Here is a 20933-nt window from a genome sequence, read left to right as displayed (position 1 = left end):
CCGCCCCTTCCCCGCCCACCCGCTCACGCGGTCCTTCGCACCCGAGGAGTTCCCCCATGCCGAGCGACGCGCCGACCGGCCGTACCCGTGCCCTCGACCGGCTGATGGCCGACCTGGTCCAGCGTGTGCCGCACACCCGCAGTGCGGTGCTGCTGTCCTCGGACGGGCTGGTGAAGGCCGCGCACGGGATCGACACCGACCGCGCCGACCACCTGGCCGCGGTGGCCTGCGGGCTCTACTGGCTCGGCCGCGGCGCGGGCACGCGGCTCTGCGGCGGCGACACGGTCCGCCAGGTGGTCGTGGAGCTCGACTCCACGCTGCTCTTCGTCTCAACCGCCGACCCCGGCGCCTGCCTGGCCGTCCTCGCCGGGCAGGCGGCCGACCCCACCGCACTGGGATACGAGATGACGACCGTGGCCACCGCCGTCCGGCCGCACCTGGCGGCCCCACCGCGGCCGGCCGCCGCCCGGCCCGCGGCGGTGCGGCCGTGAGTGGTGCCGTCGTGAGCGGGTGGTCGTGAGTGGTGCGGTCGTGAGTGGTGCGGCCCTGGGCGTGGCGGCGGCACGGGCCCGGACCCGCAGCCCGGGGCCGCGGTGCGTCCTGGCGCCGGGCTTCCGGCCCGTTGCCTCGCCGGGTTCTGGCCCGCCCGCCGACGCCGCGCCGCCCATGCCGCCTCAGCCGCCTCCGCCGGGTCCTGGCCCGCCGGCACGTGCATGCGGCCCCCGCACAGGCGGCGCGGCCCCCGCATGGGCGGCGCGGCCCCGGCACGGTGCCCGCGCGCCGACCGGCCCCCGCAGCCCGGCATGACGCCGGTCCACGGCAGGGGCACAACCACCGGAACCTGCCTGGCAATGTCAATGTCAGTGGCGTTGGCTACGGTTCGTCGCATGCCAGACGCCGACGACGTACGCCATATCGCCCTCTCCCTGCCGGACACGGCGGAGAAGACGGCGTGGAGCATGCCCACCTTCCGGGTCGCGGGAAAGATGTTCGCCACCCTGCCCGAGGACGAGACGTCCATAGCGGTGCGCTGCCCCAAGGAGGAACGGGGCGAACTCGTCCTCGCCGAACCGGAGAAGTTCTGGGTCGCCGGTCACGAGGCCGGCTTCGCCTGGGTGCGGGTGCGCCTCGCGGCGCTGGAGAACCGGGCAGAGCTGCGCGACATCCTCGCCGACTCCTGGCGCCAGGCGGCCCCGCCCCGTCTGCTTGACGCCCACCCGGAGTTGGGCGTGCCGGGCAGCGCCTGAGGCCGGTGGTCCGGATGCGTTGTCAGTGCCGCATGGCATGATCCGCAGAGCAGGTGCAGAGCGCGGCACGCGCAGGGCGGCCGGGGCTCACGGGGGGAGGGCACCGCAGGTCATGACGGGACAGGGAGCGGCACACCGGGGGACACCGCGCCCGGACGATCCGGGCTCCGGCAGCACCCGGCCGGCCCGGGCCAGGACCGGCGGCGGGTCGCAGCCCGGGGGGCGGCCGGAAGGCAGTCGGCCGGGTGGCGGCCTGCCGGCAGGCAGGAGCTCCCGCACAAGCGGTGCCTCCGGCTCGCGGCGTGAGGAGCACGCCGACCACCCGAGGCGGCTCTGGTCGCGGGATTTCGGGCTGTTCTTCGCCGCACGCGCCCTGGCCAAGCTCGGGGAGACCATGCTGCCGGTGGCCCTCGCGGCGGGCCTGCTCGAACACGGCTACGGCGCAAGCGCGGTCGGCCTCGCGATGGCCTCCTCGGTGGCCTGCTTCGCCGGGCTCGTGATCTTCGGCGGCGTCCTCGCCGACCGGCTCGGCGCCCGCGGTCTGATGATCGGCGCGGATCTGGTCCGTCTGGTCAGCCAGTCGCTCGCGGCCGTCTTCTTCTTCACCGGCCATGTCGTCCTCTGGCAGGTCTGCGCCATCGGCGCGGTCAACGGCGCGGCCTCCGCCGTCTTCCAGCCCGGCGTGGCCAGCACCGTGCCCCGCCTCGCCGCCGACGTTCAGGCGGCCAACGGCGCCATACGCATCGCCGAGTCCACCTCCCAACTCGCGGGCCCGGCGCTCGCGGGCCTGCTGGTCGCGTTCGCCTCACCCGGCGGCGTCTTCGCCGCCCACGCCGCCACCTACGCCCTCAGCGCACTGTGCCTGATGCTGCTCCGGCTGCCTTCGACCGCGCCCGGCACCCCGGAGCGCACCACCGGGTTCCGGGCGGATCTCGTCGAGGGCTGGCGGGAGTTCGGATCGCGCACCTGGCTCTGGGGAGTCATCGCCATCTGGTGCGTGCTGATGATCGGCGCCTCGGGGCCCACGGTCCCCCTGGTCGCCACCCAGGTCGTCCAGGAGCACGGGCCGCGGGCCTACGGCCTGATCAACTCCGCCCTCGGCGCGGGCACCGTGGTAGGCGGTCTGGCCGCGCTCCGGGCCCGCCCGCGCCGGATGCTGCGCGCCGGATCGCTCGCCCTGTTCCTCTACGCGCTCTTCCCGGCCGCCGTCGGCGCCCAGCTCGGAGTCGCCGCCATGGCGGCCGGCGCCGCCGTCGCGGGCATCGGCATGTCGTTCTGGGGCGTGATGTGGGCGACCAGCGTCCAGACGCAGGTGTCGCCCGCCGTCCTCAACCGCATCCACGCCTACGACGTCGCGGGCTCCCTGGCGATGATGCCGGTCGGCCAGGCCCTCGCCGGCCCCGCGGCCGGGGTCTTCGGCACCGGTCACGTACTGCTCGCCGGCGGCCTGGTGACCCTGCTCGTCGCCGTCGCACTGCTCTCGGTACCGGCGATACGCAACCTGGTCCGCGTGGACCAGTCCTTGTCGCACTACGCACCCGGGCCCGGTGCCGCACGGCCCCGTGGCGCGGGTGACGCGGACGACGCGGGCACCACCGCGCCGCGCCGCGCCCCCGGCGCCCGGGGCACGACCGCGGTCCCCGCGCGGCCCGCGGCACCCGGCGCACTGGCGGTCCGCGGTACGGAGCCGGCCGGTGCGGGCACCACCGGGCCCGTCACACCCGAGCCGCCGGGCCCAGGAAGCCGGTGATCCGCTCCCGCAGCGGTCCGGCGGTGAGGCCGTGCGCGGCCAGGTGCTCCTCGATCCCGCCGTAGCGGCGCAGCTCACGCCGTCCCACACCAAGGCCGAGCACCCGGTGTGGCAGGTCGGCCAGCGCGTCGTTGACCGCGGCCGTGGAGGTACCCGCCAGACAGGGCTCCACGACCACCACGTCGGTGCCCGCCGACTCCGTCGCACGGCGCACCGCCTGCGCGTCGAAGGGCCGTATGGTCGTGGCGTACAGGACGGTCGTGTCGAGCCCGTCCGTGGCGGCCAGAACCTGGTCCAGCATCGGTCCGACCGCGATCACCACCCCCCGCCCACCGGTACGGACAGGCAGGAAGCGGGCCCCGTCCACGTCCCGTCCCGATGTGTTCTGCTGCACCGACAGCCGGACGTAGACCTTCTCGTCGCCCGCCGCCACCGCATGCCCGAGCAGGGTCTCCGCCTCGTCGGGATGACCGGGCACATGCACGGTCCAGCCGTCCAGCGTGTCCATCAGCGCCACATCGCCCGGTGACATGTGGGTGAAGCCGCCCGCGGGCCAGTCGAACGACGCCGCCGCGCTGACCAGCACCCCACCGAGGCCCTGGTGGCCGAAGTCGAGCTTCACCTGTTCGAAGGGCCGCTCCACCAGGAAGCTGGCGAAGGTGTGGACGACCGGCCGCAGCCCCGCGAGCGCCAGGCCCGCACCGGCGCCGACCAGCAACTGCTCACGGATGCCGACATTGATCACACGATCGGGGTGGGCGCGGGCGGCCTCCGTGAAACCGTCCCTGCCGATCTCGGCGAGAACGACGACGACCCGTGGATCCTCGTCCAGGATCCGGGACATGGTGGGAGCGAACCGGTCACGCATGGTGTCCATGGCGGGAGGTGTCCTTCCGAAACGGTCGGGTGGCGGAGGAGGAGCGGGAAACGAGCGGAGCGGACTCGGACGACCGGAGCCGCGGACCCGGGGCGAAGAGCCGGAGCAGCCGGGGCCGGGGGAGCGGCGGCGCGCACCGGCCCGCCGCCGGTATCACCGGATCAGCCGTCCTTCGGCTCGACCCGGGCGATGACCGCAAGCGGGCGCCCGGGGTGCGGCGCGGTGAAGGCCGCGTACAGCGCCGCGTGGTCCCGTCCGTCCACGAGCCGCGTCGACCACCCGGCGGCCTCGAAACGGGCTGCGCTGCCGCCGCTTGTGCCGTGGCTGGCGGAGGCGTTGTCGATCAGGACCGTGTGCAGGCGTTCCAGGCCCGCGGGGGCCGCGAAGGCGATCGCCTCGTGGTTGCTGCCCTCGTCCAGTTCCGCGTCGCCCACCAGCACCCACACCGCCGGGTCGGTACGGCCCTGTACCCGCAGCCCCAGCGCCGTACCGACGGCGATCGGCAACCCGTGTCCCAGGGAACCGCTGGCGATCTCCACACCGGGCACCAGCACCCGGTCCGGATGGTGGCCGAGCGGCGAGTCGTACGAGCCGAAGCCGGGCAGCCAGGCCACGGGCACGAAGCCCTTGGCGGCGAGCACCGCGTAGTAGGCCATCGGGCCGTGGCCCTTGGAGAGCAGGAACCGGTCGCGGCCCGGGTCGTCGACCGCGGCGGGGGAGACCCGCAGCACCCGGTCGTAGAGAACCCACAGGGCATCGAGGGTGGAGGTGGCCGCAGGGCCGTGCTTCTCGTCACCCGTCATCAGCCCCATCAGGGCGGACAGATCCTCGTACCCGTACGCTTTCGGGCCGTGCTCTTCCGCTGTCGTCGTCATACGGGGAGCGTGCAACCTCAACAGCACTTCAAGTCAAGCGGCGACTGCGGAGCGCTTCCACCCCTGGAAAGGGATGCGCGACCACGGTCGTGAGTGCGGTATGGTTTCCGTGCGCGTTCGGCACGGGGAAGCCCAGGTCAGACGAGCAACGGGACGTGGCGCAGCTTGGTAGCGCACTTGACTGGGGGTCAAGGGGTCGCAGGTTCAAATCCTGTCGTCCCGACTTTTCGAACAATCGAAAGTCGCAGGTGAGGGGCCGTTCTTTGAACGGCCCTCGCTGTTTTTCGCTCGCTCCCGGGCGGGAGCGGGGGAGTAGGGGTGTGCTCCCGGTGTCCCCTTGACCGGTTGCCCCCGCTCCGGGGCTGATGCGGGCATATTCAGTTTCTTGCTTACGTATTCACGTTTGCGCCCGGTTTGTGGTCTCGTGGTCGCCGCTGGTCCCCGTCGTTCGGGTGGGGTTCTGGTCATGGGCTTGCGCTGTCCGTGCTGGTCGGGGTCGCTCCCCAGGGGAGTGGGGTGCGGGGTGGTGCCCAGGATCCGGACGCGGCGGGTGGTGTGACGGATGTCCCCCACCTGCCCGAAGCGGTGGCACGGCCAGCACTCCTTCACCGCGTTCTTCGACGCCGCCCACGCACCACCGGCCCGCTGACCGACCCTGACCACCTCGCCCGGCGAGGACCCGACCGGTCACTGACGTGGAAGAGCTGGGCCGACCAGCGGATACCTCACGCCCTCGGACTGGGCCTCATCCCTGACCCACCAGAACGATCAAGCCGGGACCGGACCGGTGGATTCGGGGTGAGGTGCCACATGGGCCCGGCCCGCCGCTCCTCAGCGGCGGACCGGGCCCGTAGCGCGGGGTCATGCGGGAACGGTCTGCGCTGCGCGGCTGGACGCGGCGGCGTCCTTCGGGGGCGCCATGACCGAGCTGGTCGCCACGGTGAGGGCGCCCGCGACGGCGATCACGATGAAGGTCGCGTCGGTCCCCCAGGCGCCGTGCACGGCTCCGCCGATCCAGGGGCCGAGGATGCCGCCGAGTCGTCCGAAGCCGAGCATGTACCCGGTTCCGGTGCCGCGCGCCCGGACGGGGTAGGACATGGCGCACGTGTTGTTCAGCATGAACTGGCTGCCGATCAGGAAGAACCCGGATGCGGTGGTCACCGCGACGATGACGAACGGGTTGTGCGTGAGGATGACGCTCACCGTCGCCAGGGCGCCCACCGTGCACCACACCGCGAGGCTGCCCCGCCGTCCGAGCCGGCGGTCGGCGACGTAGCCGCAGAGGATGCCGCCGAGGAACGGCAGGCTGTGCAGTGCGGCGCCGGTGCCGAAGCCCAGCGAGAAGCTGTCGCCCCGCTCCACCAGCAGGTTGGGCGTCCAGGTGGACAGTCCGTAGTTGACGAAGAGCAGCAGGAACGCCGACAGCCACAGCCCGACGGTGGTGCGCAGGTACGGCGGGCGGAGCGGCAGCAACCAGTCCTCGCGCGACCGCGCAGCGCGCCCGGCTTCCGGACGGACCACCGCGAAGACGCCCTCGCGGTAGGCGGCCGCGCGCTCCGGCCGCACCCGGCTCAGCAGCCGGGCCGCCTCGGCGGTGCGGCCGCGCGCCGCGAGGTACTCGGCGGACTCCGGGAACACGGCGAGGAACGCCAGGCCGACCACGCCCGCCCCGGAGCCCACGTAGAACAGCACCTGCCAGCCGTGGTGCACGGTGAACAGCACCCCGATGACCGAGGCGCCCACGGCGCCGAGCGAGAACCCGGCGGCGGCGAGGGACGCCAGCCGGAACCGGCTCTTGCTGGGCAGGTACTCGTTGATGTACGCGGTGCCCAGCGGCATGACCACGCCGAGGCCAAGGCCGGTGACCACCCGGATCGCGAGGAAGCCGCTGTAGGAGTCCACGAACACCGCGGTGAGCAGGCTGAAGGCGCCGGAGACCAGCAGTCCGCCGATCATGGTGGGTCGGCGGCCGAACCGGTCCGCGATGATGCCCTGCACCAGCGCCCCGAGCATCACGCCGACCAGTCCCGCGGAGACCAGGAGCCCGGACTGGGCGGAGTCCAGGTGCCAGGCAGGGGCGACGTAGTGGATGACGTAGGAGGGGGCCAGCACGTCGTAGCCGTCGAACCAGATGGCCAGCAGGACGAGGCCCACCAGCATCCAGTGGAACGGGCGTAGTGGGGCCTCGTCCAGTTCGGCCCGGACATCGATCACTTCGTCGTCCATGGTCAGGCTCCTTCGGCTGCACGGGGAGAGGGCGGGGCGGGGCGGAGGTGCTAGCGGGCGGGGCCCAGGTCGTCCGGGTCGGTGAGGATCTCGATCAGGGCGGGCCGGCCGGCCAGTTGCCTGACGGCGGCCGGAATCTCGGCGGGGTCGTGCAGTCGCCGTGCGTCCAGGCCGAAGCCGTGGGCGACGGCGGCGATGTCCACGCCGGAGATGTCCTTGCCGGGGTAGTCGCCGGTGCGTTCCGCGAGCCCGCCGTAGCGGCGCAGGGCGGCTGCCACGGCGGCGTAGGAGCCGTTGTTGATGACGACGAAGGTGACCGGGATGCGGTACCGGGCGGCGACCCACAGGGCCTGCGGGCCGAACTGGAACACCCCGTCGCCGAGGACCGCGACGACGCGGCGGTCCGGAGCGCCGAGCTGGTAGCCGAGCGCGGCGCCGAGGCCCCACCCCAGCGATCCGGAGGACGAGGTGAGGAAGGAGTGGGGGGAGGTCTGCGGCAGGGCGCCCAGCAGGGCGACCTCGGAGGTGGTCGCGTCCTCGACCACCGTGGTGCGGGAGTCCACCACCTCGGCGAGGGCGGCGGCGACCTCGGCCACGGTGGCCGGACGGCCCTCCTCCAATGCCTCAAGGGCGTGGGTGGCACCCCCACCGCGGGGCGGCGGGGCCGGCTGTGACGGTGCGGTGCCGGCGGCCGGCGCGGGCCGCGCCGCTGCTGCGGGGCGTTCGGGGAGCAGGGCGAGCAGTCCCCGCGCGATCAGCGACTCGTCCCCGACGAGCGCCTCGTCGACGCCCTGCACCCGGGCGAGTTCGGCCGGGTCGGTGTGCGTCTGCACGAGGGCGGCACCGGGCGGCACGGCGGCTGGGCGCCCGGTCTCGAACTCCACGAAGCACCGACAGCCGAGGAAGAGCAGCAGGTCGCTCCCTGCCACGGCGGGGTTGCCGGGCGCGTAGGAGCCCGCGAACCGGGGGTGGTCCGTGGGGACGACGGACCGCTCGAAGCCGGTGCGGTCCTCGTGGCAGACCGCGGCGCCGATCCGCTCGGCCAGCGCCAGCACGTCCGCGGTGGCGCGGTGCCGGCCCGTCTCCGCACCGGCCACGATCACCGGCGTGCGGGCCTGCGACAGCAGCTCGGCCACGGCCTTCAGGCGGTCCGGATCGGGGGCGGCGCGGGCCGTGACGCGGTGCCTGGCGGGCGGCGGCACCGGTGTGGTGCAGGGGGCATCCATCAGGTCCTGGTTCAGACCGAGCCAGACCGGTCCTGAGGGCTCGGCGGTGGCCAGCCGCAGGGCCTGGGTGAGGTCCTCGAGGATGGTGTCCGCGGTCGGCGACTGCCAGGCGCACTTGACGAACGGCCGGGCCAGGTCGCCGGTCGACGGGAGGGTGGTGAACCCGCCGTGGGCCTGGATCGTGGAGGGCTTGAGGCCGGTGAGGACGACGACCGGGGAGTGCGCCAGCCGCGCGGCGTCCAGATGGGCGAGGCCGTTGGCGAGCCCGAGGTGGGTGTGCAGGTACGCGACCGCAGGCTCGCCGGTCGCCCGCGTGTACCCGTCGGCCATGGCGACGGCCACGGATTCGTGGGTGGTCAGCACCACCTCGAACCCCGGATGGCGCAGGGTGGCGTCCAGGAAGGCCGCCTCGGTGCTTCCGGGGCAGATGAAGACCCGCCGGATGTCCCAGGCCAGCAGGGTCTCCAGCACGGCGTCGGCCGCCGTGCGGTCGGGATGGTCGGTCATCTCGGCTCCACGGGGGTGCGGGCCCGCGCGGGTGCGGGGCCGGGTAGTCCGCTGGTGTCGGTCCAGTCGGCGACGGTCTGCGGTTCGGTGCAGGCCTCCAGGGCGGGGAGCCCGTGTCCGCGACCCAGGCCGCTGCTGTTGAACCCGCCGAACGGCATGTCGACGCTGGAGGCCCCGACGCGGTGGACGTTCAGGAAGACGCTGCCGGAGCGGATGCGGCCGGCGAGCTGCCGGGCGTGTGCTCGGTCCTCGCTCCAGACGGAGGCGGCCAGTCCGTACTCGGTGTCGTTGGCCATGGCCACCGCCTCGTCCTCGGTGTCGAAGGGCAGCACGGGGACCGCTGGACCGAACTGCTCCCGGGTCACCAGGTCGGCACGTGGATCGATGTCGGTGACCACATGGGGCAGCAGGAAGTGCCCGTGCTGCCAGGTCGCCGGGTCCAGTTTGCGTCCCAGTTCGTGGACGGTGGCGCCGGTGGCCCGGGCGTCCGCGACCAGGGCGGCGACCTTGTCGAGCTGGGCCCGGTTGTTGAGCGGCCCCATGGTGGAGCGCTCGTCGAGGCCGTCGCCGACGGTGATCTCGTCCACGGCTGCCCGGAAGCGGTCGGTGAAGTCCCGGTAGTGGCTGCGGTGCACATAGATCCGCTTGACGTTGAAGCAGACCTGCCCGCTCATCCCGTAGACGCCCTGGACGAGTTCGGAGACCAGTTGGTCGGTGATCCGCGCGCTGTCCAGGACCAGCGCCGGATCATTGCCGCCGAGTTCCGGGCTGACCCGCTTGAGGGTGCCTGCGGCACCGGCCAGCACCCGCCGCCCGGTCTCGATGGAGCCGGTGAAGAAGACCTTGCGGACCAGGGGGTGCTCGACCAGCGCCGCTCCCGCGGAGCCGGTACCGGGTACCGAGTTGAGCACGCCGTCGGGCAGTTTCGCGGCGAGCGTGCGCAGCACCCGGTGCAGGGCCAGCGGAGCGAGCTCGGAGGGCTTGACCACGACGGTGTTACCGGCCATCAGGGCCGGGGCGATGCCGAGGAAGCCCAAGTAGACCGGAGAGTTCCAGGGCACGATGACGCCTGTGACGCCCATCGGGCGACGGGCGAGCCAGACCGCCCCGCGGGAGTCGGAGCGCAGCAGGCGCTCCTCGGCGAGCTCGGCGGCGAGTGAGGTGTAGTACTCCAGGATGTGGGCGGCTCCGCCCACGTCCAGCCGTGACTCCCAGCGGAGCTTGCCCTGTTCGCGGGTGAGCAGTTGGTCCAGCTCCGCGGCGAGCGGGCGGAGTTCGGCGACGGCGTCGAGCAGGACAGCGGCCCGCTCGTGCGGGGACGTCGTGGACCACGGGCCGAAGGCGTCGTGTGCCGCGCCTACGGCGGCGTCGACGTCGGCGGATGTGCCGAGCGCGGCCTCGCCGACGACCTCGGCGGTGCGGGCCGGGTTGCGGACGGTGGTGCGGGCCGAGGCGGTGAGCGGGGTGACGCGGTTGCCGATGAGGACCTCGGCGCCTGCGACTGCGGTGCCGGTCATCGGGCGACCCGCAGGGTCATGGCGCCCAGCCGGCTGATCCGCGTCTCCAGGCTGTCGCCGGCCTGGATCGGGCCGACCCCGGGGGGAGCGCCGGTGAAGACCACGTCGCCCGGGAGCAGGGTCATCATCCGAGAGGCGTAGGAGACGATGGCGGCGACGGGGGTGATGAAGTCGCGGGTGTTCACGTGCTGGCGGTGGTCGTCGCCGTTGCGTACCAGGTCGATCTGGAAGTCCGCGGGGTCGCCCGCCTCGTCCGCGGTGGTGACCCAGGGGCCGATGGGGGAGAAGGTGTCGTAGCTCTTGCGGCGCGAGCGGTCGGCGGCGCTGCGGACGGTGATGTCCAGGCCCACGGTGTAGCCGAGGACGTGGTCGAGCGCGGTGTCCTCGGGGATGTCCCGGCCGCCGGAGCCGATCACGATCACGAGTTCGGACTCGTGGTGGATCTCCTGGCCGGCGGCGACCACCTCCGCCGGCAACACGATGTCGTCCGCAGGGCCGCTGATCGACGACGGCGCCTTGAGGAAGACGTCGAAGTCCATCATCCAGGACTCGACGTGGCCGAGGGTGCGCTGCTGCACGTCGTGCATCTCGGTCACGTGGTCGCGGTAGTTGCACGCACAGGCGATGATCTTGGACGGGTTGAGCACGGGTGCCCGGAGCCGCACCCCGTCCAGCGGCAGTGCGGGGCCGGCCTTCGCGGCGGCCTCCAGTTGGGCGCGTAGCGCGTGGAAGTCCCGGCACAGGGCGCGCCACCAGCCCGCGGTGACGGGGTCGGGGTCGTGCGCGGGCAGTACCGCGGTCACATCGACGAGACCGCCGGCACCGTCGTCGGTCACCACGCCGAGGCGGTTCTCCCCGAAGAGCGCGAGCTTCACTGGTGGTCCTTTCGGGAGGTGGAGCGCGGGGCGAAGACGCCGGTGACCAACTGCGGCGTGTCGAGCTGCTGCTCGCGGTGGATGCCGAGGGCGCGCAGCACCGGGGTGTCGGCGAGGGTGAACAGGTCGGACCGGTCGTCGGCGTGGTGCTCGACGGCGGACCAGGAGGGCACGACGAAGGCGTCTCCCGGCACCCAGTCGAAGCGGACGCCGTCGATGACGCTGTGTCCGGTCCCGTCCCGGACCACGTGGATGCGGTTGCCCGTGCGGCGCACCGGCAGCGTGCCCCGGCCGGCCAGGATGCGCTCCACCCCGCAGGCCAGCGTCGGCAGGACGCTCGCTCCCGACTCGGGATTGGTGTACTCGACCGCGATGGAGGGTGCGTCGGGGGCCGCGGCGGAGGCGCGGCGCAGGCGGGCGTCGGTGTCGGCCCAGCGGTACACAAGGAGCGGGGAGTGGGCGGGGTCGAGCGCGGTGGAGACCGCTCCGTCGGTGTGGCGGTGCGCATCCCCCGCGTAACGCTGCTCGGAGCGGTTGTGCTCCCCGGCAGCGGGCTGGGTGAACTCCGGGTGGGGCTCGAAGAACACGCCGTCGAGCGCCTCGATCATCGGCAGGTCCAGGCCGTCGAACCAGAGCATGTCGCCGTCGCCGGTGTTGGTGTGGTCGTGCCAGTTCCAGCCGGGCGTCAGGACGAGGTCCCCGGGGTGCATGTCGCAGGGGTCGCCGTCGACGGTGGTGAACACGCCCGTGCCGGACAGTACGAACCGGATGGCACCGGGCGTGTGCCGGTGGGCCGGAGCGCTCTCGCGCGGGCCGAGGCACTGGATGGCCCCCCAGAGCGTTCCGGCGGCGTAGGGCCGGCCGCCGAGGCCGGGGTTGCGCAGGCTCAGCACCCGGCGCTCCCCGCCGCGTTCGACGGGGACAAGATCGATGGCGCGGGTGGCGAGCGGGCGATAGGTGCGGGCCGACCAGAGCCAGGGGACGGCGGCGGGCTGCGGGTGCGGGGTGAGCAGTTGCTCGGTGATGGTCCACAGCGGGGCCAGGTCCACCGCGTCCAGGTCCTGGTAGAAGGAGGCGAGTGCGCTCGTCTCGTCGTGGCGGACGGTCATGCCGGTGTCCCTTCGAGCTCGGTGTGCGGGGTGCCGATGCCGAACCGCTGCACGCTCTCCAGGAGGGACACCCGGCGCAGCCAGGCGCGGGCGCGGTCCGGGTCGGCGGCCAGGGCCCGCAGCTCGCGCTGGTTGGTGAGCCGGGTCTCCTCGTCCGTCTCGCGCAGCCGGTCCGTGTTGCGCTGGGTGTCGGCCTGGACGTACTCCAGCGCGATACGGCGGCGGCACCGGGCGAAGCCGTCGAGTTCCGCGTCCGCGTCGGCTCCCTCGGTGAGGATCCGCACCAGGCGCCGGGTGAGGTCCATGGCGTCGTGGATTCCGCTGTTGAGCCCCACACCGCCGACGGGGCTGTTGACGTGGGCGGCGTCGCCGATCAGCAGGGCCCGTCCGCTGCGGAACGTCGCGGCCACCCGCTGGTGCACGTGGTAGATCTGGTGGTCGATGATCGGGTAGCCGCCGGCGAGCGGCGCGACGCTCTGAAGCTGGCGCTGCATCCCCTCGGGCGCCGTGGCCTCCTCGTCGCCGACGCCGGACGGCACCGGCCAGAGCACCCGCCAGGCCTCGGGAGTGCGCAGGATGAACAGCCACTGCTCGGGGTCGGAGATGTAGTTGACCTCGGCGATGCCGGGCACCTGCGCGCTCATGTCGACCGGGGTGCTGACGATGAGGAAGCGCTCGGGGTAGGTGAACCCCTCGAAGGGAATGCCGAGTTGCCTGCGCACCGTGCTCCGTGCGCCGTCCGCGCCGATGACGTACGCGCCCCGGAGCCGCTCGGTGCCCTCGGGCGTCTCCACGGTGGCCTCGACGCCGTCGGCGTCGGTGCTGAGGTCGATGAGCCGGGTGCCGAAACGCAGCCGGACCAGGGGGTCCGCGAGCAGCCGGTCGTGCAGGAAGCGGACCAGCCGCTGCTGGTTGAGCTGCAGGCGGTACGGGAAGGGGGTCTCGTCGCGGAGCAGCCCGAGGTCGAACTCGGCGACCAGGCCCTCCCGGCGGTCGCGGAACTGGTACCGGGGCACGACCAGGCCCTCGGCGTGCATCTGCTCGGTGATGCCGATGTCTTTCAGCAGTTCGAGGGTGGCGGCGTGGAAGGTCGAGGCGCGCCAGTCGGGCTGGGGTTCCGGAGCGGACTCCACGACGGCGGTCGGGATGCCCGCCTGCGCGAGAACGGCGGCGGCGGTCATGCCGACCGGACCCGCTCCGACGACGATGACGGGAGGAGTGCTGGGGTCGATCATGCAGGCGACTGTAGGAAGAAATTCCAGTACTGGGAAGACTCGCGAGAAACTCGGGAGTAGAATTCCCCTATGTCGAATACCTTGCATGGTTCGAGTTCCCTCAGTTCGGTCGACAACGCCCTCCGGCTGCTCGCTCTGCTCAGCGACCGCCGGGTGCTGCGGGTCGCCGAGGCGGCGGACCTGCTGGGGGTCGCCAGATCCACCGCGCACCGACTGCTCTCCTCGCTGCGCGCCCACGGGTTCGCGGTGCAGGACAAGGCCAACGGCGCCTACCGCCCCGGGCCGGTCCTCATCGAGTCGGGCCTCGCGGCGACCGGGCGCATCGACATCCGGCAACTGGCCCAGCCGGCCCTCGAGGAACTGCGTGACCGCACCCGGGAGACGGTCAGCCTGTCCATCCTCGAAGGGCGGGACGTGCGCTTCGCCGACTGCATCGAGGGCACCCGGTCGGTACGGGTCGGTCTGCGCACCGGCAAGGTCATGCGCGCCCACTGCACGGCCGCCGGCAAGGCCCTGCTCGCCGCACTGCCCCTGGTCGAACTGCACCGCCGCTACCCGGACGGGGAGCTGGAGGGGCAGACCGAGGCGTCGGTCACCTCGTGGGCGGCCCTGGAGGCGGAGCTGGCGGAGATCCGCGCCGGCGGGCTCGCCTACAACCGCGAGGAGGGGGAGCTGGGGATCTGCGCCGTGGCCGCCGCGGTGCGCGACGTCACCGGTGCGCCCGTCGCCGCGCTGGCCGTGGTGGTCCCGTCGGGCCGGATGGGCACCTCCCCGGGCCTGGGTGCCGCCACGCTCGACGCGGTCCGCACCTTCGAGGAGCGGCTGCACACCGTCTGCTGACCGGGCATCGACCGCCGCTGCGGCTGTGCGGGTGCCGATATGACATCCGCACAGCTCAGGCCGCTCGCTGGTACTCGTGGAGTTCCGCCGAGTCGATCTCGTCTGGCGACTCGCAAGTCGGCGAGGGTGGCTCGTGGGGCGAGGGATGCGGGTGGCGGGCAGCAGGTGGAAACGGTGATCCGGCACCGGCGACCACTACGGTTCCCGCCGTTGGGGCTCCAGCCGACCTCGGCGGCGCCTGCCTCCGAGACCGACGCAGCACAGCAGGAAACGTTCCTCGAAGTGCGGCTGCTCCAGGGCTTCGGGCGTCCGGTCAGGGGCGCCCCGGAGCCCGGCTCAGGCCAGTCCGAACAGCGGCCGGCAGGCGTCCAGGCCCTCGACCCGGAGGCCGTCGGGGGTGGCGCGTTCCCTGTGGCGCTCCGCGGACAGCCGCAGCCTGACCATCGGCACCACCTCGTCCTCCGCGAGGACACGCTCCGTGCCGTCCCGCTCGTAGCCGAGCTTCTCGGACACACGCAGCGACGCCGCGTTGCCCACCGCCGTCGTGGACAGCGCGTACCGGGCCCCGAGCCCCTCGAAGACCAGATGCAGAAGCGCCGCCCTGGCCCGAGAGCCGAGCCCCGCGCCGCGCCGGTCCCCGAAGATCCAGGAGCCCGTCGCCACCTCCCGCACCTGCGCGAAGTCCCGGGCACGCACGTTGAGGGAGCCGACCGGCTCTCCTTCGTGGAGCACGGTGAGCGACAGGGCCCAGTGCCCGGGACGCCAGGAGGCGAACTCCTGCCAGAAGTACTGGAGCGTGCGGCGTCCCCGCTCCTCCGGTGTGTCGGACCGGACCGCGAACATCGGCACGGACGGCAGGTACGGTTCCCGGGCACCCGCCGCCGCGAACCGCGCGAGGTCGGAGGGGACCGGGTAGCGCAGTTCCACGGGACCGCCGACGACGCGCAGCCCCTCCAGGGGCCAGTACGGGGAGAGCATGACCGCACGGTAACCTCTGCCGCCCCGTCCGCCCGGACCGGGGCGCGCATCGCGCCCGGATCTCGCCGCGCGCCCGGTTCCGCGCACGCGGCACGCCGTCGGCCGGATCGGCGGATGCCGCCGTTGCGGCCGGGGCGGTCAGCCCGCGGTGACGATCCGCTTGACCTCGGGGAAGTCGGTGACCGCGCCGACCAGGCCCAGCGCCGTGGCCCCGGTGCAGTCCCGGGAGGTTCGCGCTGTTCGGCCGCCGGTTTCACCAGTGCCCCAGCCAAGGGCACTGGGCCTGTTACGTCGAAGGAACCACCCGTCGGGGCTTCGCCGCCGATGGTGGCCCAGTGCGCCGGGGCGCGCGGCCTCACGCATCCCGCTCCGCTCAGTCGGCCGCCAGCTCCCAGTCGAGGTCCCAGAGCCGGATGCCGTCGTCTCCCGCCGAGACCAAGTTGCGCAGGTCGGGGGTGAGTTCGAGGTGCCGGATGCGTTGTCGGTGGCCTTCGAGCACGTGCAGGCATCGGCCGGTGGCGACGTCCCACATCCGTACGGATCCGTCGTGGCCGGCCGAGAAGGCGAACCGGGCGTCGGGTGTGAACCGCACGGCGGAGACCCAGCCCTCGTGCCCCGCGAACTCGCGTACGGGCCGCTCGGCACCGGCGTCCCACAGCCGGATCGGTTCGTCCTTGGCACCCGAGGACATGACCTGGTGTGTGGACATGGCCAGGCGGCCGTCGGCGCTCAGGCACGCGGACAGGATCGGTTCCCGGGGGCCGGTCCAGGTCCGCAGGCAGGCTCCGGTGCCGAGATCCCGCAGCCGGACCACGCCGTTGCAGTCGCCGACCGCCGCGAGCCGTCCGTCCGCGGACGTGGAGATCGCGTTGACCGGCCCGTTCGAGCCGATCGTCGCGACGCAGCAGTCGTCGTCCAGGTCCCATCGGCGCAGGACACCGTCGCCGCTGCCGAACCATGCGTACCTTCCGTCGCCGGTGAACCTGATGGTCCGCCTCATGTCCCAGTCCGGGGTCAGCCGACGGCACTCGCCGTCCGCCAGTCGCCGCCGAATGATCGCGAGTGGCCTGGTGCCCTCGCACAGGACGTGCCGGCCGTCGTCGCTCAACGCCACCCCGCCCACCCTGCCCGGGTGATCGTCGAGGACGTGCGTGCACGCGCCGCTGTCCAGGTCCCAGATCCGTACGGTGCCGTCGCTCTGCCCGCTGACGGCGAGCCGGACACCCCCGGCGACACCGATCGCCGTGATGGCGCCGAAGGAGAGGTGGCCGGCGTCCAGTGGCCGCGACCAGGCGGAGCGCAGCCGTACGTGGCGCGCCGAGCGGCCCAGTTCGTGCCAGGCGGCCAGGACCTGGGGCGCGCGCTCGTATCCCGGTATCTCTCGTGCGCGGCTCAACAGCCCGAACGCTGACCGGCGTCGGCCGTCCGACAACGCCTGGCGTGCGTCGGCGAGCAGCTCGTCGGCCAGTCCGCCGAGCCGGCTGACCTCCGCGTGCTCGCGCGGCCTGATCACGTGCGGCTCGGCAGCGTACTCGGTGTCAGGCAACCGCCAACGGTGCATGGCGAGTTCGGGATGCCCGCCGACGGAACAGCCGAACCGGTCGTCGTCGTCCGGGAATCCGACGTGGTGCATTCCGTACGCGTGGGCGGTGAAGGTCCGCAGACACCGGCCGCTGCTCAGCTCCCAGACCTGAACGGTGTGGTCGCCGGTCGTTCCGGACAGCAGCAGCCGCCCGCTGGCGCCGAAGGCCAGGTGACCGGCCGCGGCGGTCAGTCCCGTCAACGTACGCGACTGACGGACCTGCCGGCCGTCCCCCACCTCCCACAACCGGATCACCCGGTCCTCGCCGGCCACCGCGACCATCCGCCCGTCGGGACTGAAGCACAGGGCATGCGTCGCCGAGCCGGCGGCCAGCACCCGGCACCGGCCATCGGCCACGTTCCACAGCCGCGCCCCGTCCTCCTCGGCGGTGAGCACATGGTGCCCGTCGGCGCTCACCTCGTACTGCGAGCCGTCCAGGGCGCCGTCCTCGAGTGCTGCCCCGAGCGACCACCGGCAGGTCCCGGTCCGTGGTTCCCAGATCTGGACGCGCCCGTCCACGCCCTGCCACACACCGATGCGCCCGTCGGCACTCAACCTGACCGGGCACCCCGTGGCGCGTGCGGCGGAGCGGATGACGCGGGTGCACCTGCCCGCCCTGAGATCCCAGAACCGCACCGTGCCGCCGCGGCTCGTGGACAGTGCGTACGAGCCGTCAGGGGCGAGATCGACGCCGAGCACCTGTGTGCCGTGGCCCTCGACCGCCAACCGCTGTGCGCGGGTCGCCGTGTCCCACAGCCGGAGTACGCCGTCCCAGTGACCGCTCAGTGCGAGGCGTCCGTCGGGAGTGAACCGGATCGGCAGGTAGCCCGTCACCTCGTGCCGGGCGAGCAGTTCCACCGGCGCGAACGGCAACGCGAACGGCTCGCGAAACACACGGGTACCGGTGTGGCGGGCATCGACCACGGTTCCGGAGGCCGCCACCCGCAGCGCCGCCCGTACGTCGGTGTCGTCGGGCCGTTCGCGCGCGAGGGCGTCGAGCAGGTCGCTTGCCGCCGCGAGGTCGCCGCGTTCGAGGTGGACCCGGGCCAGAAACAGCGGCACCTGCCAGGACGACGCGCCGGACCCGCGCGGGACCGCCTCCAACCGGGCGACGAGTTCCCCATCGGTGATCGCCCCCGTACGCCACCGGAACAGGCCACCGTTGTACACGGCCCCGACGTGGTGCGGGTCGACCGCGAGCGCCTGGCCGAAGGCCTGCTCGGCGTCGGCGGCCCGGTTCAGGTCGAGGAGCGACAGGCCACGGTTGCTGAGCTCGTCGGCGCGCAGGTCGGCGGCCTGCGGCGTGGGACGAGGATACGCCGAGCCGATGGCCTGCTCGTAGATCCCGGTCAGTACATCCGCGATGTCCGCCATCGAGGCCGGCCGGTGGGCCGGGTTCTGCCGCAGGCAGCGCCGGAGCAGGTGGGCGACTTCCGGTGGCGCCGCAACCGGATTCGAGGGGTCGGCCAGGTACTCCTCCAGCGCCAGACCCGCGACCGAACCAGCGGCCCAGTACACACCGCCGGTGAACATCTCCAGGATCGAGACCGCGAAACTGTAGACATCGCTGCGCCGCCCCACCCGCTCGCCCGCGAGCTGCTCCGGGGACGCGTAGCCGACCGTCATGCCGCCGGACGGAACCAGCACGCTGACACCCGGCGTCACCTGGCGACCAGCCGGGGCCGTGGTGGCTCTGGACCGGGCAAGACCGAAGTCGGTGATCTTCGCGGCGCCCGTGCCGTCGAGCAGGATGTTGGCCGGCTTCACGTCCTGGTGCACCAGGTCTGCGCGGTGAGCGTGCTCAAGCCCACGGGCCACTTGGACTGCCGTGTCGAGCACACGGGCAAGGGCCTGCCGCGCATCCCCGGCGTGGAGCCGCCCGTCGCCGATCCACTCGGCCAGGCTCCCGCCGTCGACGTACTCGGCGAACACGCGGGGGACACCGTCGAGCACCCGCACGTAATGGCAGGCGCAGACGTTCGGATGGAGCCCGAGGGACACCCACGCCTCCGCCTCCCTGACGAACAGCTCCTGATCGCCGGGGCTCCGGAACAGCGCCGGCTGCGCACTCTTCACCGCCATGTCGATGCCCCAGGCGAGATGACGTACCCGGTGCACGACGCCCATCCCGCCGCGGCCGAGCTCACCGATCACCCGGTAGCGGCCGTCGACGGTCTCGCCGGTCGCCCAAACGGCCGGCGGCATAGGTGCGTGCACTGCGATTCCCTCTCGTGACGGCAGAAGTCGCTGTCCTGGAAGGCATGGAGGCAGCAGACCCCGTTGCCAGAGTCGAACGGGGATCAGTATGTGACGGCGTCGATCCTGGTGTCGACGTTTCAGGATCGCCGCGGGGGTGCGGGAGCGCGCCGTTCAGTCCTTCGCCGAGATGATGCGCTGCCTGATCGCCGCCGTGTGCGTGAAGGACCCGGCCATGCGTGCGCACCTGGTCCTGCGGCCCCCGGCGGAGCCCGCTGAAGGAGATCGCCGTCTTGGTGACCAACCGGGATGCAAGCAGCAGTTACCGTCGCAGACGGACCGGCCCACCGCCGTCCGGCAGGCCGTCCGCGTCTGCCGCAAGGGGCGGTGCTCACGGACGGTGTTCACAGTTTGCGTGGTTCGTCGTTCCTGGCCGCGTCGCTGGTCTCGATGCCGGCGGGGTTGTAGCCGCGCTGCCCCCGGGCGGCCAGCTCCCTCAGGTGCTGGCGGTAGCGTGCCGGGGAGACGACCTTGACATTGAAGAGCATCCGGGCGTGGTCGAGGCCGCAGAGCTCGGCGCACTTGCCCCGGAAGGTCCCCTCCCGGTTGGGCGTCACCTCGAAGACGTTGATGTTCTGGCCGGGGAAGACATCCTGCTTCATCAGGAACGGCAGGACCCAGAAGGAGTGGATGACGTCACGTGAGGTGAGGATGAAGCGGACCTTCTGGCCCTCGGCAAGCCACAGGGTCGGGCCGGGGTTGCCGGTCTGCGGGTTGCGGGTGGCCGGGGTGCCGATGTCGTAGACGCCTTCGGCGCCCGCGGGAAAGGCACGGCTGAACCTGTCCGGAACGATGCGCAGGTTCGGGTCGGCTCTCGCGTCGCCCGTATCGGCCCTGCCGTCCACGTTCTCGATGTAGTTGAAGTTCCAGCTCCACTGGAAGCCGACCACGTTGATGGTGTGAGCCGGCTTCTCCGAGAGTGCGAGCAGCTTCGACTCGTCCCGGGCCGTGAAGTAGAAGAGCACCGCGACGACGAGCAGCGGAGCCATCGTGTACAGCGCCTCGAGGGGCAGGTTGTACCGGGTCTGGTTGGGGACCTCCACCTTGGTCCTGCCGCGCCGGTAGAAGATGACCGCCCACAGGATCAGGCCCCACACCAGAACGCCCACGGCGAGCGCGGCCGCCCACGATCCCTGCCACAGGGAGAGGATCCGCGGCGCCTCTTCCGTGGCCGGGGTGGGCATCCCGAGGCGCGGGAAGTCCTGCCATGTGCAACCGGTGGTCGCCAGTACCGGACCCGCGGCCACAGCCTGGAGCAACTTCCGGCGCATCCGGCGCCGCGGTGAGCGGTCACAGCCGTTGGGACTCACGTTGCGCCTTCCCGAGTCTCGGCCCGCGGTACAAGGTCGGCCGCTACCGTCTCGCTGTGGTCGCCGACCTTGACGCGAACTGTATATACAGGTACTTATATGGACAGATGCTACTGAGGTCGACGCCAGAAGGGCGCCCAACGCGCCGTGTCCGCGGGGTAAGCAGAAGCGCGCCTTTCCCTTGCGCCGCCGGGGCGAGCAGGGGCCCCGGGTGGTGTGGATGAGCAGGGCGTCGAGGCGCTGGGCCGGGCAGGAACCGGTTCCGCATGTCGCGGGTCGCCGATACGGCTGGAGGAGGCCGCATCTGTAGGCCCGGTACACCTCGACCACCGTCCGGTTCGGAGTGTGCCAGGTCGAGCTCCGCGCGGATCGCTTCCATGATCGTGCGGCGGGTCGCGGTGTCTGCGACGGGTGGCGGTACGTAACGTCGCGGGTCGCCGAACAGGGGGGTTCATGCCGCCAGGAACGCGGGGTCGGCCTGCGGTTCCATGGGCCACCTCTGTGACGACAGCGTCGGCGACGT

At 72.6% G+C, this 20933-nt stretch carries 15 protein-coding genes and 1 tRNA gene; 5 read left to right on the top strand and 11 right to left on the bottom strand.

Annotation, left to right across the window (positions count from 1 at the left end):
• The first annotated feature begins 56 nt into the window (after positions 1–56).
• The 3 genes from IE313_RS27890 (at position 57) to IE313_RS27880 (ending at position 2997) form a co-directional block, all read left to right on the top strand.
• Entirely contained in the window at positions 57–491 is a 435-nt protein-coding gene (locus IE313_RS27890) for a roadblock/LC7 domain-containing protein (RefSeq protein ID WP_189937023.1), read from the top strand.
• A 396-nt stretch (positions 492–887) separates the two neighbouring features.
• Positions 888–1247, top strand: coding sequence for an MmcQ/YjbR family DNA-binding protein (locus IE313_RS27885; protein ID WP_189937022.1), 360 nt, complete (start codon positions 888–890; stop codon positions 1245–1247).
• Between the two features lie 112 nt (positions 1248–1359).
• A complete protein-coding gene (locus tag IE313_RS27880) occupies positions 1360–2997 on the top strand; it encodes an MFS transporter (RefSeq protein ID WP_189937020.1) in 1638 nt (545 codons plus the stop codon).
• On the opposite strand, the gene IE313_RS27875 is transcribed toward IE313_RS27880, so the two are convergent.
• Positions 2963–3874, bottom strand: coding sequence for a transketolase family protein (locus IE313_RS27875; RefSeq protein WP_189937018.1), 912 nt, complete (start codon positions 3872–3874; stop codon positions 2963–2965). The genes IE313_RS27880 and IE313_RS27875 overlap by 35 nt on opposite strands.
• Positions 3875–4035: 161 nt before the next feature.
• Entirely contained in the window at positions 4036–4749 is a 714-nt protein-coding gene (locus tag IE313_RS27870; RefSeq protein ID WP_189937017.1) for a thiamine pyrophosphate-binding protein, read from the bottom strand.
• A gap of 149 nt (positions 4750–4898) precedes the next feature.
• Between IE313_RS27870 and IE313_RS27865 the strand changes: the two genes are divergently transcribed.
• A tRNA-Pro gene (locus IE313_RS27865) sits at positions 4899–4972 on the top strand.
• Positions 4973–5610: 638 nt separating this feature from the next.
• On the opposite strand, the gene IE313_RS27860 is transcribed toward IE313_RS27865, so the two are convergent.
• The 6 genes from IE313_RS27860 to IE313_RS27835 are packed head-to-tail and all read right to left on the bottom strand — an operon-like array spanning position 5611 to position 13444.
• On the bottom strand, positions 5611–6975 hold the full coding sequence (locus tag IE313_RS27860; RefSeq protein ID WP_189937015.1) for an MFS transporter: 1365 nt from the start codon (positions 6973–6975) through the stop codon (positions 5611–5613).
• 50 nt (positions 6976–7025) lie between these two features.
• Positions 7026–8708, bottom strand: coding sequence for a thiamine pyrophosphate-binding protein (locus tag IE313_RS27855; protein WP_189937013.1), 1683 nt, complete (start codon positions 8706–8708; stop codon positions 7026–7028).
• Positions 8705–10225 (bottom strand): aldehyde dehydrogenase family protein, encoded by a 1521-nt coding sequence (locus IE313_RS27850; RefSeq protein WP_189937011.1) that lies wholly within the window; start codon positions 10223–10225, stop codon positions 8705–8707. The genes IE313_RS27855 and IE313_RS27850 overlap by 4 nt, the downstream gene beginning before the upstream one ends.
• A complete protein-coding gene (locus IE313_RS27845; protein ID WP_189937010.1) occupies positions 10222–11100 on the bottom strand; it encodes a fumarylacetoacetate hydrolase family protein in 879 nt (292 codons plus the stop codon). Before IE313_RS27845 ends, IE313_RS27850 begins: the two co-directional genes overlap by 4 nt.
• Positions 11097–12209 carry a cupin domain-containing protein gene (locus tag IE313_RS27840; protein ID WP_189937008.1) on the bottom strand — a complete coding sequence of 371 codons (1113 nt, stop codon included), beginning with the start codon at positions 12207–12209 and terminating at the stop codon, positions 11097–11099. Before IE313_RS27840 ends, IE313_RS27845 begins: the two co-directional genes overlap by 4 nt.
• The gene (locus tag IE313_RS27835) at positions 12206–13444 is read right to left on the bottom strand and encodes an FAD-dependent oxidoreductase (RefSeq protein ID WP_189937005.1); all 1239 of its coding nucleotides are present in this window, start codon (positions 13442–13444) and stop codon (positions 12206–12208) included. Before IE313_RS27835 ends, IE313_RS27840 begins: the two co-directional genes overlap by 4 nt.
• Positions 13445–13513: 69 nt before the next feature.
• Between IE313_RS27835 and IE313_RS27830 the strand changes: the two genes are divergently transcribed.
• Entirely contained in the window at positions 13514–14284 is a 771-nt protein-coding gene (locus tag IE313_RS27830) for an IclR family transcriptional regulator (protein WP_189937001.1), read from the top strand.
• Between the two features lie 336 nt (positions 14285–14620).
• Here the strand turns inward: IE313_RS27830 and IE313_RS27825 are convergent, their stop codons facing one another.
• The 3 genes from IE313_RS27825 to ctaC form a co-directional block, all read right to left on the bottom strand.
• Positions 14621–15262: a GNAT family N-acetyltransferase gene (locus IE313_RS27825; protein WP_189937000.1), complete on the bottom strand. Its 642-nt coding sequence runs from the start codon at positions 15260–15262 to the stop codon at positions 14621–14623.
• A gap of 373 nt (positions 15263–15635) precedes the next feature.
• On the bottom strand, positions 15636–19049 hold the full coding sequence (locus IE313_RS27820; protein ID WP_229925012.1) for a protein kinase domain-containing protein: 3414 nt from the start codon (positions 19047–19049) through the stop codon (positions 15636–15638).
• A 395-nt stretch (positions 19050–19444) separates the two neighbouring features.
• Positions 19445–20410, bottom strand: coding sequence for an aa3-type cytochrome oxidase subunit II (gene ctaC / locus IE313_RS27815; protein WP_189936996.1), 966 nt, complete (start codon positions 20408–20410; stop codon positions 19445–19447).
• Positions 20411–20933: the final 523 nt, after the last annotated feature.

The sequence above is a fragment of the Streptomyces sulfonofaciens genome (genome assembly GCF_014656295.1).
Lineage (GTDB): Bacteria > Actinomycetota > Actinomycetes > Streptomycetales > Streptomycetaceae > Streptomyces > Streptomyces sulfonofaciens.
The sequence above is the reverse complement of the archived record's forward strand: the minus strand, read 5'-3'. Positions and strand labels throughout refer to the sequence as shown.